13 protein-coding genes are annotated in these 13,604 nt (G+C 64.8%); 9 read left to right on the top strand and 4 right to left on the bottom strand.

Annotation, left to right across the window (positions count from 1 at the left end; genetic code table 11):
* Window positions 1–28 precede the first annotated feature (28 nt).
* The 5 genes from ppk2 (at window position 29) to DDZ14_RS06655 (ending at window position 3,483) form a co-directional block, all read left to right on the top strand.
* A complete protein-coding gene (gene ppk2 / locus DDZ14_RS06675) occupies window positions 29–898 on the top strand; it encodes a polyphosphate kinase 2 (protein ID WP_109424180.1) in 870 nt (289 codons plus the stop codon).
* Entirely contained in the window at window positions 891–1,508 is a 618-nt protein-coding gene (locus DDZ14_RS06670; RefSeq protein ID WP_109424179.1) for a TetR/AcrR family transcriptional regulator, read from the top strand. Before ppk2 ends, DDZ14_RS06670 begins: the two co-directional genes overlap by 8 nt.
* Before the next feature lie 104 nt (window positions 1,509–1,612).
* A complete protein-coding gene (locus tag DDZ14_RS06665) occupies window positions 1,613–2,011 on the top strand; it encodes a DUF2852 domain-containing protein (RefSeq protein WP_109424178.1) in 399 nt (132 codons plus the stop codon).
* Window positions 2,012–2,093: 82 nt separating this feature from the next.
* Window positions 2,094–2,546 carry an RDD family protein gene (locus DDZ14_RS06660; RefSeq protein WP_109424177.1) on the top strand — a complete coding sequence of 151 codons (453 nt, stop codon included), beginning with the start codon at window positions 2,094–2,096 and terminating at the stop codon, window positions 2,544–2,546.
* A gap of 88 nt (window positions 2,547–2,634) precedes the next feature.
* Window positions 2,635–3,483, top strand: a complete 849-nt coding sequence (locus DDZ14_RS06655) for an arginyltransferase (protein ID WP_109424176.1) — start codon at window positions 2,635–2,637, stop codon at window positions 3,481–3,483.
* A gap of 81 nt (window positions 3,484–3,564) precedes the next feature.
* Here DDZ14_RS06655 and DDZ14_RS06650 read toward each other — a convergent pair whose 3' ends face one another.
* From DDZ14_RS06650 to DDZ14_RS06640, 3 genes are all read right to left on the bottom strand, one after another.
* Window positions 3,565–5,925 carry a TRAP transporter large permease subunit gene (locus DDZ14_RS06650; RefSeq protein ID WP_109424175.1) on the bottom strand — a complete coding sequence of 787 codons (2,361 nt, stop codon included), beginning with the start codon at window positions 5,923–5,925 and terminating at the stop codon, window positions 3,565–3,567.
* 15 nt (window positions 5,926–5,940) lie between these two features.
* Complete coding sequence (locus tag DDZ14_RS06645; protein ID WP_109424174.1) at window positions 5,941–6,834, bottom strand: TRAP transporter small permease subunit; 894 nt, start codon at window positions 6,832–6,834, stop codon at window positions 5,941–5,943.
* 103 nt (window positions 6,835–6,937) lie between these two features.
* The gene (locus DDZ14_RS06640) at window positions 6,938–8,020 is read right to left on the bottom strand and encodes a TRAP transporter substrate-binding protein (RefSeq protein WP_109424173.1); all 1,083 of its coding nucleotides are present in this window, start codon (window positions 8,018–8,020) and stop codon (window positions 6,938–6,940) included.
* Between the two features lie 266 nt (window positions 8,021–8,286).
* Here DDZ14_RS06640 and DDZ14_RS06635 point away from each other — a divergent pair, with 266 nt between their 5' ends.
* From DDZ14_RS06635 to ilvN, 4 genes are all read left to right on the top strand, one after another.
* Window positions 8,287–9,690 carry a cache domain-containing protein gene (locus DDZ14_RS06635; RefSeq protein ID WP_109424172.1) on the top strand — a complete coding sequence of 468 codons (1,404 nt, stop codon included), beginning with the start codon at window positions 8,287–8,289 and terminating at the stop codon, window positions 9,688–9,690.
* Window positions 9,687–10,328: a response regulator transcription factor gene (locus tag DDZ14_RS06630; protein WP_109424171.1), complete on the top strand. Its 642-nt coding sequence runs from the start codon at window positions 9,687–9,689 to the stop codon at window positions 10,326–10,328. Before DDZ14_RS06635 ends, DDZ14_RS06630 begins: the two co-directional genes overlap by 4 nt.
* Window positions 10,329–10,619: 291 nt before the next feature.
* Entirely contained in the window at window positions 10,620–12,374 is a 1,755-nt protein-coding gene (locus DDZ14_RS06625; protein ID WP_109424170.1) for an acetolactate synthase 3 large subunit, read from the top strand.
* Window positions 12,375–12,453: 79 nt separating this feature from the next.
* Window positions 12,454–13,014 (top strand): acetolactate synthase small subunit, encoded by a 561-nt coding sequence (ilvN, locus tag DDZ14_RS06620; protein ID WP_109424169.1) that lies wholly within the window; start codon window positions 12,454–12,456, stop codon window positions 13,012–13,014.
* Between the two features lie 67 nt (window positions 13,015–13,081).
* Here ilvN and DDZ14_RS06615 read toward each other — a convergent pair whose 3' ends face one another.
* Window positions 13,082–13,327, bottom strand: coding sequence for a hypothetical protein (locus DDZ14_RS06615; RefSeq protein WP_109424168.1), 246 nt, complete (start codon window positions 13,325–13,327; stop codon window positions 13,082–13,084).
* Window positions 13,328–13,604 lie beyond the last annotated feature (277 nt).

Here is a 13,604-nt window from a genome sequence, read left to right as displayed (position 1 = left end):
ACTGGCCCCACGAGACCGGGAGAGATCGATGCAACTGCCCTTCGACGGCGCCATCAGCCGCTATCTCGACGAGGCCGCGCCGCAAGCCGTGCGCGATGCGATTCGCGATGGCGGCAAGGACGAAATCCTCAACCCGGACTACCCCTATGACGCCGAGATGAGGCGCAAGGATTACGAGCCACAAATGGATGCGCTGCAGATCGAGCTGGTCAAGCTACAGCGCTGGGCGCAGGACAGCGGCGCGCGCATCGCGGTCGTCTTCGAAGGGCGCGACGCGGCCGGCAAGGGCGGCACGATCAAGCGCTTCCGCATGAACCTCAACCCGCGCGTGGCGCGTGTCGTGGCGCTCTCGAAGCCGTCCGACCGCGAGGCCACGCAATGGTATTTCCAGCGCTACATCCCGCATCTGCCCGCGGCCGGCGAGATCACGCTATTCGACCGGAGCTGGTACAATCGCGCGGTGGTGGAGCATGTCTTCGGCTTCTGCACCCCGACCGAACGCGAGCAGTTCTTCCATCAGGTACCGGAATTCGAGGACATGCTGGTGCATGAGGGGATCACCCTGATCAAGCTCTGGCTCAATGTCGGGCGGGCCGAGCAGTTGCGCCGCTTCCTCAAGCGCGAGCGCGACCCGCTCAAGCAATGGAAGGTCTCGCGCATCGACGTCGAAGGGCTGGCGCGCTGGGACGCCTATTCAGCCGCCATCGCCGAGACCTTCGCGCGCACCCACACCCCGGAAGCGCCATGGACGGTGATCCGGTCTGACTGCAAGAAGCGCGCGCGCCTGGCCGCGCTGCGCCACGTGCTGGCGCGGCTCGATTATGCCCGCAAGGATGCCGGGGTCGCCCGCGCACCGGATCCGAAGATCTGCGGTGGGCCCGATATCTGGGATGTCTAAGCGCGGCTATCATCACGGCAATCTGCGGCAGGCCCTGGTCGATGCCACCCTGGCGCTGATCGAGGAGACCGGCCCGCAGGGTTTCACCATGGCCGAGGCCGCCAAGCGCGCCGGCGTTTCCGCCGCCGCGCCCTATCGCCATTTCAAGGGCCGGGAGGATCTGATCGCCGAGGCCGCCCGGCAGGGTTTCGTGATTTTCGCCGAGGTGATGGACGCGGCCTATGACGACGGCCGGCCTTCCGCCCTGGCCGCGTTCGAGGCGACAGGGCGGGCCTACCTGGCCTTCGCGCGCAAACATCCCGGCCATTACATCGCGATGTTCGAGAGCGGGCTGTCGATCAACGCCAATCCGGAACTGGCGCTCGCGGCATCACGGGCACGCGAGACGCTCAACCGCGCCGCACAGGCGCTTTCCGAGCATCTGCCGCCCGACCGGCGCCCGCCCGCGGCGATGTTCAGCGCCCATATATGGGCGATGAGCCACGGCGTGGTCGAGCTTTTCGCCCGCGGCGCGCCGGGCGCCAAGGGTCCTTTCACGCCAGAGGAACTGCTGGAGAGCGGCATCGGGATATATCTGCGCGGTCTCGGGCTTCTGTCCCCCGACGCCTGAGCCTGCGAAAAAATCCGCATCCCCCTATTGCAAAACGAATGCCGCTCCACCAGTTATGTAAATGTGATTAACATTCACATAGCCGAAGCCTCAAGGAGCACCCGATGAGCACGATCACGACATGGCCCGCCCAGGCTGAAACCTGGCTCGACGAGCGCGGCAAGCCCGCCTGGATCGCCGCGATGGTTCTGGGTTTCATTCTCTTCTGGCCCGTTGGGCTGGCCCTTCTTGCCTACATGATATGGAGCAAACGCATGTTCGCCTGTTCTCGCCGCAGCCCGCAATCCGACCGCTGCCGCCGTCACGGCATTCGGCCCAGCGGCAACTCCGCCTTCGACAGCTACAAGGCAGAAACCCTGCGCCGGCTGGAAGAGGAACAGGAAGCCTTCGAGGCTTTCCTCCAGCGTCTGCGTGACGCCCGCGACAAGGCCGAGTTCGACCAGTTCATGAAGGACCGCACGCAGGCCGAAAGCCCCGCGCCCGAAACCGGCGCAAACGGCTGACCCCGGTCGCCTGCGCGCCGCTGGACCGCCCCTGTTCCGGGGCGGTCTTTACTTTTCGAACCGCCTTCCCCAGATCAGCGTAATGGATATGCAGTTTACCGCCCTTCCCGATCCCGAGACGGATCCGCAATTCTACCGCGACGTGCCCATGAAACGGCTCATCGCGTGGGTCGCGGACACGATCCTGATAAGCCTCGCCTCGCTTCTGGTCGTGGCGGCGACGCTGTTCCTGACGCTGTTCATGTTCCCCGCGATTTTCGTTGCGGTGCATTTCGCCTATCGGTCCTTCTTCCTGGCGCGCAATTCGGCCACGCCGGGGATGCAGATCATGGCCATCGAGATACGCGGCGGCCGCGGTCACCGGCTGGACACGGTCGAGGCCGTGCTGCACACGCTCGTCTACTCGGTGATCGCCGCCTTCGTGCTGCCGCAATTGATCAGCATCGTGCTGATGGCGACCACGTCGCGCGGCCAGGGACTGCACGACATGGCCCTGGGCACGACAGCGATAAACCGGCCCGCAGACCGGTACTGAACCCGGCCGGGTTTACCGGGGCTTAAAACTGTTGTGACAACAAAAAACGCTTGCTAGGCTTTGCCCACTCACAACGGCAAACGGTCATATGCGTCATACACTGCCCATAGCGCCCCAATTCTACGTGACGGCGCCGCAGCCTTGCCCTTATCTGGAGGGCCGGATGGAGCGCAAGCTTTTCACGGCGCTGCATGGCGAGCATGCGACCACGCTCAACGACACGCTCTCGCAACAGGGGTTCCGCCGCTCGCAGAACGTGCTCTACCGGCCGTCCTGCGCGGATTGTTCCGCCTGTCTCTCCGCACGGGTACGGGTGGCCGATTTCCGGCCCACGAAAAGCCAGCGGCGCGCGATCCGGCGCAACTCGGCCCTGCGGCGGGAGGCCAGCTCGCCCTGGGCCACCGAGGCGCAATACGATCTCTTCCGCCGCTATCTGGATGTCCGCCACTCCGATGGCGGCATGGCCGACATGGACATTTTCGAGTTCGCCGCCATGATCGAGGAGACGCCGGTGCGCTCACGCGTGGTGGAATACCGCGGCCGCACCGGTACCGGCGGGCCCGACGACCTGGTGGCGGTCTGCCTGACCGACGTCCTGTCGGACGGGTTGTCGATGGTCTATTCCTTCTTCGATCCCGAAGCCTCGCCGCGCTCCCTGGGCACCTATATCATTCTCGACCATATCGAAATCGCCCGTGAGACCGGACAGCCTTACGTCTATCTGGGCTACTGGGTGCCCGGCAGCCGCAAGATGGCCTACAAGGCCCGGTTCGGCGCGCTGGAGATCTACAAGAACGGCCGCTGGCAGGATATCGGCAACCCGGCCGATCACGCGGCCGAGGCCCACCCGCTCGAGGTCGATCCGATCGTCGAGCAGGTCGCCAATATCAGCCTTCCCGACACCAGCGCAGTGCTGCCCAAGACCCCCAAGGTCTGACCCCCCTCCGGAACCGCACAAACGCGAAAACGGCCGCCCTTGCGTGGGCGGCCGTTTCGGTTTCCGGCGCGGACTGCCTTTTCAGCCGGACGGTATCAGTTGAGGCAGGATCGTCACCACATCGGGGAAAAGCCACAGCAACAGCAGCCCGAGTACCTGGATCAGCACGAAGGGCAGCACGCCGCGATAGATATGGCCCGTCGTCACCTGCGGCGGCGCCACACCGCGCAAGTAGAAGAGCGCGAAGCCGAAGGGCGGCGTCAGGAAGCTGGTCTGCAGGTTGACCGCGATCATGATCGTCACCCATTTCGGGTCCATGGACCCGCCATAGATCACCGGCCCCACGATCGGGATGACGATATAGATGATCTCCAGGAAATCGAGCACGAAGCCCAGGATGAAGAGGACCAGCATCACGATAAGGAAGACCACCCATTCGCGGTCGAAGGAGCGCAGGAAATCCTGGATGTAATGCTCGCCCCCGAAGGAGATCACCACGAGGTTCAGAAGCTGCGAGCCGATCAGGATTGTGAAGACCATCGAGGTGACCTTGGCCGTCTCGCGAACCACCGGCGAAAGGACGGATGTGCGGTAGAGCACCCAGCAGGCGTAGATCAGCCCGAGGAACGCGATGGTGTAGCACGCCTGCGCGATCAGGTAGGCGATCCAGCTTTGCGCTGATACTTCTTCGATATTCACCCGCAGATCGAAATTGATCCCCGCCAGCAGCATGACGATCATCGCGAACGTGGCGATCAGGATCATCTTGCCGGACTTCTGCTCGGCCTGGAGCTTGCGGTAGGCCGCCAGCATGATCGCCCCGCCCGCGCCGAGCGCCGCAGCGGGCGTGGGGTTTGTGATCCCGCCAAGGATCGAGCCGAGCACGGCGACGATCAGCACCAGCGGCGGGAAGACCACGCGCAGCAGGTCGTTCTGTGCCAGCAGCCCGGCGGCATAACGGCAACCCCAGAGCGTGATGGCGATGGGGATCGCCAGGATCAGGAACATGGCGCCCGGCGACATAAGCGGCCCGATCAGGAAGACGTCGGCCAGTAGCGCCAGCACGACGCCCGCCAGCCCGATCGCAATCGGCCGGACATCCGCGGTGGGCGCGATGCCGCGTGCCGTGGTCAGCACCAGCGCAAGCACCAGGAAGGAGACCACGACGCCGGTACCCAGCGGGGCGATATTTGCGATCTTCTCGGCCTCTTGTGCTGCCAGTTCCTCGACACTCAGCCGATGGGCCGTGACGGCCCCGCCCGTAGCCTCGATCTCGGCCTGCTGGGCCACGGCGAGATCCCATTTCTCCTGCCCGTGCAACTCGATCATCGCGGCCTGGCACTGGTCCGAGACATTGGTGCGCAGCACCGCCTCGGTTCCGGCTACCGAATAGCCCGAAACCGTGGTGTCCTGGCTGCCCGCGATACCGACGGAGAAGGCCGCGACTGTCAGCCCGATCAGCAGGATCGGCACGCCCAGGAACCAGGTCAGCGCCTCGCTCCGGGTGATGATATCGCCCTTTGCGGGCTCGTCCGAGATGACCGGCGGCGCCTTGGAGGGGTTGAAGAGCGCGTAGCCGAACGCATAGGCCGCATAAAGGAAGGCCAGCAATATCCCCGGCAGCAGCGCTGCCTGAAAGAGCGTGCCCACCGAAACCACCGCGGCCTCGCCCAGATAGGTCAGCGCGTCCGAGCAGCCCGCCGCCATCGCCCGCGTCTCCTGCGCGGTGGAATAGAGGTCGCCCGCCAGGGTGCCCAGAAGCACGATCACGATGGAGGGCGGAATGATCTGCCCCAGCGTGCCCGAGGCGGCAATCACCCCGGTGGACAGTTCCGCCGAATAGCCGTTTCTGAGCATCGTCGGCAGCGACAGAAGCCCCATGGTCACGACCGTCGCGCCCACGATGCCTGTGGAGGCCGCGAGGAACGCGCCCACCACGACGACCGACACCGCCAGCCCGCCCGGCAACGGACCGAAGACGCGGGCCATCGTGGTCAGCAGGTCCTCGGCGATCTTGGACCGCTCCAGCGTGATGCCCATCAGCACGAACATCAGAACCGCCAGCAACGTCTCGATCGCCGCACCGGCAAAGACGCGTTCGTTCATGCGGTTGACGATGAATGAGAGGTTGCGATTGAGCGCATCCTCCCATCCGCGCGGGAAGAGCGGTGTCTCGGTCACGGGAATGTCGGGATATCGGAACTTCGATATGTCGAGCCGCGACACACCGTCCGCGACCAGCGCCCGATAGGCGTCGCTGCCGGTATCCACCGCCTGATGGATCAGCAGCCCGGCGCTGTCGAGCGCGGCGACGATCGCGAAGGAGATGATCCCGGCGCCGCCGATGGCGAAGGCCACCGGAAAGCCCGACATGATCCCCGAGAAGAGGCAGAGAAAGACGATGATCAGGCCGATCTCTACGCCGTCTAGACCGAATAGCATGTATTCCCGCCCCTTTTAGTGAGAGCCTTCATAGGCTTCTTCGCCCTCGCCGAGCGTATCCTTGTCGAGATATCTGCCCTCCGCTTCCGGCCCTTCGCGCAGCTCCAGCAGCGAGCGGTAGAAGAAGGCCACGGCCTGAAGGAAGACGAGCGCCACGAAGGCCACCATCAGCACCTTGAAGAGGAAATAGGCGTCGAAGCCGTTGGGCGAGAAGCCGATCGTCTCGACATTCCATTTCACGATCTGCGCCTTGCGCAGCATCAGGTCCAGCTTGTCGGTGGCCGAGACCTTGGGCGTAATCAGATGGCGCCACATGAAGAACCAGGCATAGAGCCAGGTCAGTACCGCGACCGGCATCATGAAGAGGATCGCGCCGCACATGTCGATGATCTTCTTGGCGCGCCGCGACGCGCCCGCATAGAACAGATCGACCCGCACATGCCCGCCCTGGATGAAGGTGTAGGAGACGCAGAGTGCCACCACGATCGCGTTGTAGAGCTTGAGTTCTTCGGAATACCAGCTCAGATCGCGGGTGAAGACCGTGCCGAACGGGCCGACAGAGATTTCCGAGACACGGAAGACCCGTTGCAGGAAGACGATCATGATCTGCTGCAGAACCATGATCAGCCCCGCCCACGCGGCGAGCCGGCCGGCGGTGTTGCCGATGCCTTCCAGCACCCGCACGCAGGCCCACATGATGCCCTTGCGCCAGATCCCCAACCCCGTGAGGATCAGGAAAGCCACCAGAATGGCGAAGAAAAACTCCAGCGAGCCGCCGTAATAAATGAAGCGGATCAGAGATTCCTTGTCGGACCAGTCGAGCCACATGCCGGGATGTGTCACGGCATAGCCGACATTCACGAATGCCTGAAGAATGTTGGACAGGATCCAACCGAGCGCGTCGAGCATGACTTCCCCCAGATACCCCGCGCGGTCCGGTCTGCGCCGGTTTCCGCGATGTCCCGCCCCCGCTCAGAACCGGGGGCGGGCATCTTGCGTAGGTGTGTCCGCCTTAGCCCAGCACGCGGTCGCGCTGCGCGGTATAGGCGCCGGACGACGTCTTGATCCAGGCCGAGGAGGACTTCATGGAAGCCATCGCGCTGTCGTAGATCTTCTTGTAGAGATCGTCGCCCAGGTTCTCGTCATGGACGGCCTGGCTGGCCTCGCCGAAGGCATCCCAGACCGAGTCCGGGAACTCCTTGATCTGGACGCCCGCACCCTGCAGACGCTTGAGCGCCGCGCCGTTCTGGGTCAGGAACTGCGCCAGGTTCCACTGGTTGGCCTCGGCAGCACCCACCTCGATGGCTTTCTGATGCGCCGGCGAGAGGCTATCGTAGACTGCACGGTTGGTGGCCAGCGACAGGCCGGCACCGGGCTCGTGGAAGCCGGCGGTGTAGTAGATTTTGGTGATCTCCTGGAAGCCCGCCTTCTCGTCCGCCCAGGGGCCGATCCACTCGGTCCCGTCGATCGCGCCGGAAGCAAGCGCCTGGTACACTTCCGAGCCGGGCAGGTTCTGCACCGACGCGCCCAGCTTTCCGAGCGCCTTGCCGCCGAGCCCCGGCATCCGGAACTTGAGGCCGTTGAAATCCTCGGGTCCGGTGATCTCCTTGGCGAACCAGCCGCCCGCCTGCGCGCCGGTATTGCCGCCCAGGAAGGATTTCAGCCCGAAGATCTGGCCCAGTTCGTCATGCAACTCGTGGCCGCCGTCATGGTAGTACCAGTTGATAAGCTCCTGCGGTGTCATGCCGAAGGGCACGGCGGTGAAGAAGGCATAGCCCGGATGCTGGCCCACGAAATAATAGTCGGCCCCGTGATACATGTCGGCCTGGCCGGACGTCACGGCGTCGAACGCCTCGAAGGCGCCCACAAGCTCGCCCGCGGCCTTCAGGTCGATGGTGAGCTGACCGTCGGTCAGCGCGGTGATGTTGTCCGCGCAACGCTGCGCGGCGTCATGCACGCCCGCCAGCCCGCGGCCCCAGGTGGTGACCAGCGTCAGCGTGCGCTGGCCCTGCGCATAGGCCGGCGCGGCAAGCGTCGCGGCCGCGGCGGCAGAGCCACCAAGCGCAGAAGTCCTCAGAAAAGAACGGCGATCCATGTGTTTCCTCCCAATGGCATGCCCAGCCCGTTCGGCCGGGCGGATCCTTAGTGTCGTGACCCTAGCGCGGGCTTATTCACAATGAAATACCTAGTAACACGTAGAAAGCGGGCTCACATGGCTGTGAAGCCGCCCGCGAAAGCCGCGATCGCCGATTTTTCGCGCAACTGTCCCAAGTTGACGCCCGAGGGCCTATTCCGCATGATTGCGCCGCCCCGGATGCCGCCGAGAGACAACCCGAAGACATGGCCAGCCTTGCTTCCAGAATGCGCAGGATGCTTGCGCTGAGCTACGGGCAGAAACTCTTTGCGCTGGCCACTGTGCCGCTGATCCTGGCCGCGGCGTCGATCGCGATCCTGGTCGCGGTGCAGTCGCGGCAACTCGCCAATCAGGAGATCGCGACGCTGGAACGCCAGCTCATTGCCGCCAAGAAGGCAGAGCTGAAGAACTACATCTCCATAGCGCGCACCGCCTTCTACGACGTCTACGGCCCCGCCCTGCCCGACGACGAGGCCGCCAAGCTGAAGGTCACGCAGATCCTGTCGGCCATGATCTACGGCCAGGACGGGTTCTTCTTCGTCTACGATTACGAGGGAAACAACCTCGTCAGCCCGCGCCAGACCGAGTTGATCGGCCGCAACTGGCTGGGCCTGCGCGACGTGAACGGCACGCCGGTGGTGGACGAGTTGCTCCGGATCGCGCGCTTCGGCGGCGGCTATCACAGCTACGACTGGCCCAAGCCTTCGACCGGCGAGACGGCGCGCATGGTGGCCTATGTGGTGGGGCTCCAGGACTGGCGCTGGGCCATAGGCACCGGCATCTTCATCGACGACGTGCTGGAAGGCGTGGCCTCCGCCCGCGCGGCGACCGAGGCGCGGGTCCGGCGCACCTTCCTGTGGATCGGCGCGATCACCGTGGGCGCGCTGCTGCTCGTCTTCGGCTCCGGGCTCTTCATCAACATCCGCGAGCGGCGGCTGGCCGACGCCAAGCTCAAGGCACTGACCCAGCGCATCTTCGACACCCAGGAGGAGGAGCGCGGCCGCGTCGCACGCGAGTTGCACGACAGCATCAGCCAGATCCTGGTGGCCGTCCGCTATGCGCTCGAACTGGCGGCGCGGCGCGTACGCTCCGGCGACGCGCGGGCCTCCGAAACGATCACCGGCGCGATGGACGGGCTGAACGGCGCCATCCAGGAGGTCCGCCGGATCAGCCGCGACTTGCGTCCGGGCGTGCTGGACGATCTGGGGCTGGGTCCCGCGCTTCAGACCCTGACCGACGATTTCGCCAGGCGTACCGGCATCGAGACCGAATTCGAGACGGTGGTCTTCCGCAACCGTCTGGACAAGGACGCGAAGATTGCGCTCTACCGGATCGCGCAGGAGGCGCTGACCAATATCGAACGCCATTCCGGCGCCACCCGCGTCACGCTGGAGGCCTTCGGCCACAAATCCGGCGCCACGCTGCGCATCCGCGACAATGGCTGCGGCATGGCCGAAGGCAGCGACAATCACAACCCCGGCCTGGGCCTGCGCAACATGCAGGAACGCATGGACCGGCTGGGCGGCGCGCTGCGCATCCTCTCCACCTCCGACGGCACGCTGATCGAGGCTAAGGTCCCGCTCAGCCACATGCTGCCCCCCGAAAAACCAATGAAGGTTCCAGCACAATGACACCGATCCGGATTCTGATCGCCGATGACCACCCGATGGTCGTCGAAGGCATCCGCGCGATACTCGAAACCTACGAGGATATAGAGGTGATCGCGACGCTTTCTTCCGGGCAGGAAGTGCTGGACCGGTTCCGCGACCTGGCGCCGGACGTGATCCTGCTCGACCTCAACATGCCGGGCGTCAGCGGGCTTTCGGCGACCGAGATCATCCAGGAACGCACGCCAGGAACGCGGGTGCTGATCCTGTCGATGCATGACAGTCCCGAATACATCACCACGGCCCTGCGCCACGGCGCGATGGGCTATGTGCTCAAGGACGTGCCGACCGAGGAGCTTTGCGTGGCGATCCGCGCCGTCCATGCGGGCCGGCAGTATCTCTGCACCGGGGCCAGTGCGCGGCTGAAGCCCGCCACCGCCGACGGGCGTGAGCCGCTGACCAGCCGCGAACAGACGATCCTGCTTGAACTGGCCCAGGGCAAGTCCAACAAGGAGGTGGCACTGGGGCTCGACATCTCGGTGCGCACGGTGGAGACGCATCGCAAGAACATCAAGCGCAAGCTGGGCATCTCCTCGACCGCCGGGCTCACACGCTACGCGCTGGAGCATGGCGTGCTCCAGGGCACCGGCGTCGATTTTTGAGGGCCGCCCGGAAATTCGGAAAGAAAATTGCCGCAGAGGCGCCGTTTGCGACATTTTCTCCAGCCGGTCATATTGACGCCCCTTGCTGCACGTGCATAAGGTCTGGGCGGAAAACCGGAGCAACCGCGACACATACCGGAGAGAAGATGGGCATTCTCGTACTTGCAGGACGACAGCGCATGGGCCAGTAACGGCAACCTGCCCGTACCCCATGCGCCCCCGAAACTTCGGGGGCTTTTTTATGCGGACGCCCCGGCGCCCGTACCGACACGGAAAACGGAGACGAAAGCGATGACCAAGGTCATGACCGGCGCAAAAATGGTGGTTCAGGCCCTCAAGGATCAGGGGGTGGACGTGGTCTTCGGCTATCCCGGCGGCGCGGTGCTTCCGATCTATGACGAGATTTTCCAGCAGAACGACATCCGCCACATCCTGGTGCGCCACGAACAGGGCGCGGTCCACGCGGCCGAGGGTTATGCCCGCTCCACCGGCAAGCCGGGCGTGGTGCTGGTCACTTCGGGGCCCGGCGCGACCAACGCGGTGACCGGGATCACCGACGCGCTGATGGACAGCATTCCGATTGTCGTGCTCACCGGGCAGGTGCCGACCTTCATGATCGGCAATGACGCCTTCCAGGAAGCCGACACGGTGGGCATCACCCGCCCCTGCACCAAGCATAACTGGCTGGTCAAGGACCCCGACAAGGTGGCCGAGACGATCCACCAGGCGTTTCAGGTCGCCACGAGCGGCCGGCCCGGCCCGGTGGTCGTCGATCTGCCCAAGGACGTGCAGTTCGCAACCGGCACCTATACCCCGCCGCAGAAGGCCCGGATGGGCCATTACGCGCCCAAGGTGAAGGGCGATGTGGACGCGATCACGGAACTGGCCGAAATGATGGAGACGGCGAAGCGCCCGGTCTTCTACACCGGCGGCGGCGTCATCAATTCCGGGCCCGAGGCCAGCCGCTTGCTGCGCGAACTGGCCGAGGCGACGGGCTTCCCTGTCACCTCGACCCTGATGGGTCTGGGCGCCTACCCCGCCAGCGGGCCGGCCTGGCTGGGGATGCTGGGCATGCACGGCACCTACGAGGCCAATCTGGCGATGCATGGCTGCGACCTGATGATCAATGTCGGCGCGCGTTTCGACGACCGGATTACCGGGCGGGTCGCCGATTTCAGCCCGAAATCGCGCAAGGCCCATATCGACATCGACCCCAGCTCGATCAACAAGTCGATCCATGTCGATGTCCCGATCGTGGGTGACGTGACCCACGTTCTCGAGGATCTGCTGCGGATCTGGAAATCCCGCGGCGCCAAGACCGACAAGGCGGGGGTCGCGAAATGGTGGACGCAGATCGCGGACTGGCGCGCCGTCGATTGCCTGAGCTTCAAGAACTCCGCCAAGACCATCAAGCCGCAATTCGCCGTGCAACGGCTGGAGGCGCTGACCAAGGGGCGTGACCGCTATATCACGACCGAGGTCGGCCAGCACCAGATGTGGGCCGCCCAATATCTGGGCTTCGAGGACCCGCATCGCTGGATGACCTCCGGCGGGCTGGGCACGATGGGCTACGGGCTGCCGGCCTCGGTCGGCGTGCAGGTCGCGCATCCCGAAAGCCTGGTCATCAATGTGGCGGGCGAGGCGTCGTGGCTGATGAACATGCAGGAGATGGGCACCGCGATGCAGTACCGGCTGCCGGTCAAGCAGTTCATCCTCAACAACGAACGCCTGGGTATGGTGCGCCAGTGGCAGGAACTGCTGCATGGCGAGCGCTATTCGCATAGCTGGTCGGAAAGCCTGCCCGATTTCGTCAAGCTGGCCGAGGCTTTCGGGGCCAAGGGTATCCGCTGCGACCGGCCCGGCGATCTGGACGACGCGATCCAGGAGATGCTGGACTATGACGGGCCGGTGATCTTCGACTGCGTCGTGGAAAAGCACGAGAACTGCTACCCGATGATCCCGAGCGGCGAGCCGCACAACAAGATGCTGCTGGGCGAGGCCTCGACCTCGGACGCGATCGGGTCGTCGGGCGCGGTGCTTGTCTGAGACGGAGGAGCGGGGGGCTGCCTGCCCCCCGCGCGCCCCGGGAGTATTTCAGGAAAGATGAAGACGAGGTGATGGGCAGATGTCTCCGCTGAAAATCAAGAAGGGCACGTCGCGGCATTCGGCCTATGACCTGCGCGACCCCAATGCCGAGGTGATGGAGACCCATACCCTGGCCGTGATCGTCGACAACGAGGCGGGGGTGCTGGCGAGGGTAATCGGGCTCTTCTCGGGGCGCGGCTACAATATCGAGAGCCTGACGGTGGCCGAAGTGGACCACGAGGGCCACCGCTCGCGCATCACCGTCGTCACCACCGGCACGCCCGCGGTGATCGAGCAGATCAAGGCGCAGCTTGGGCGCATGGTACCGGTCTACGAGGTCCACGACCTGACGGTGGAGGGTCCGGCGGTGGAGCGAGAACTGGCGCTGATCAAGGTGGCAGGCATCGGTGAAAAGCGGGTGGAGGCGTTGCGGCTGGCCGACATCTTCCGCGCCAATGTCGTCGATTCCACGCTGGAGAGCTTCGTCTTCGAGATGACCGGCACGAGCGAGAAAATCGACGCCTTCGCCGAACTGATGCGCCCGCTGGGCCTGATCGAGGTGGCGCGCACCGGCGTCGCCGCCATCTCGCGCGGGGCCTGAGGCCTGATTGCACGGGTGAGAAACGCACGCCCCGGCCCGCACGCGGGCCGGGGCGGTTTCGTCTGCGTCAGCCGTCCTGTTGGGCGGGCAGCGTGCCCGACTCCCTGGCGGCCTGGATCTCGGTCTCGTCGAGGACCCCGTCACCATTGCCGTCCATGGCGGTGAAGGTGGCCTCGTCAATGGAGGGATAGGCCGCCAGCACCTCGCCCAGCGAGAGCATTCCGTCACCGTCGCTGTCGGCGCTTTCGGCCCAGGCGAGAGAGGCGGCGCCAAGGCCGATGGCGGCGGTCAGGGTGATCAGTCGCAGAGTCATATTAGGTCTCCTTTCAAGAACCGTCTGGAAGGCCGATACGTGCCTTCCACCCAAGTAGACGCCCCGGAGCGCCGTCTATTCCCTGCCCTGGAACGGAACCCGTCCGATCCCGCGACTTGAGCCGATAACCGCCGGGCCAGGATGCACGGATCGGCGGCATCCTGCGGAAATCCGGCAGGATCCGGCCCCGGAACACGCTCTGGCGGAAATTCGCCAACTTGCTGTTTTCGCGTGGATTTACCATTATTGAGCCATCCAAGAGGATGGAGTGTTGAGT

This window comes from Maritimibacter sp. 55A14 (assembly GCF_003122205.1).
GTDB lineage: Bacteria > Pseudomonadota > Alphaproteobacteria > Rhodobacterales > Rhodobacteraceae > QEYE01.
Note: the sequence above shows the minus strand (reverse complement) of the source record. Positions and strands in the feature narration are given on the sequence as shown.

Excerpts from the sequence above, each read along its gene's own strand:
- ppk2 (WP_109424180.1), top strand. The coding sequence starts at position 29 with ATGCAACTGCCCTTCGACGGCGCCATCAGCCGCTATCTCGACGAGGCC.
- DDZ14_RS06670 (WP_109424179.1), top strand. The coding sequence starts at position 891 with ATGTCTAAGCGCGGCTATCATCACGGCAATCTGCGGCAGGCCCTGGTC.
- DDZ14_RS06665 (WP_109424178.1), top strand. The coding sequence starts at position 1,613 with ATGAGCACGATCACGACATGGCCCGCCCAGGCTGAAACCTGGCTCGAC.
- DDZ14_RS06660 (WP_109424177.1), top strand. The coding sequence starts at position 2,094 with ATGGATATGCAGTTTACCGCCCTTCCCGATCCCGAGACGGATCCGCAA.
- DDZ14_RS06655 (WP_109424176.1), top strand. The coding sequence starts at position 2,635 with ATGCGTCATACACTGCCCATAGCGCCCCAATTCTACGTGACGGCGCCG.
- DDZ14_RS06650 (WP_109424175.1), bottom strand. The coding sequence starts at position 5,925 with ATGCTATTCGGTCTAGACGGCGTAGAGATCGGCCTGATCATCGTCTTT.
- DDZ14_RS06645 (WP_109424174.1), bottom strand. The coding sequence starts at position 6,834 with ATGCTCGACGCGCTCGGTTGGATCCTGTCCAACATTCTTCAGGCATTC.
- DDZ14_RS06640 (WP_109424173.1), bottom strand. The coding sequence starts at position 8,020 with ATGGATCGCCGTTCTTTTCTGAGGACTTCTGCGCTTGGTGGCTCTGCC.
- DDZ14_RS06635 (WP_109424172.1), top strand. The coding sequence starts at position 8,287 with ATGCGCAGGATGCTTGCGCTGAGCTACGGGCAGAAACTCTTTGCGCTG.
- DDZ14_RS06630 (WP_109424171.1), top strand. The coding sequence starts at position 9,687 with ATGACACCGATCCGGATTCTGATCGCCGATGACCACCCGATGGTCGTC.
- DDZ14_RS06625 (WP_109424170.1), top strand. The coding sequence starts at position 10,620 with ATGACCAAGGTCATGACCGGCGCAAAAATGGTGGTTCAGGCCCTCAAG.
- ilvN (WP_109424169.1), top strand. The coding sequence starts at position 12,454 with ATGTCTCCGCTGAAAATCAAGAAGGGCACGTCGCGGCATTCGGCCTAT.
- DDZ14_RS06615 (WP_109424168.1), bottom strand. The coding sequence starts at position 13,327 with ATGACTCTGCGACTGATCACCCTGACCGCCGCCATCGGCCTTGGCGCC.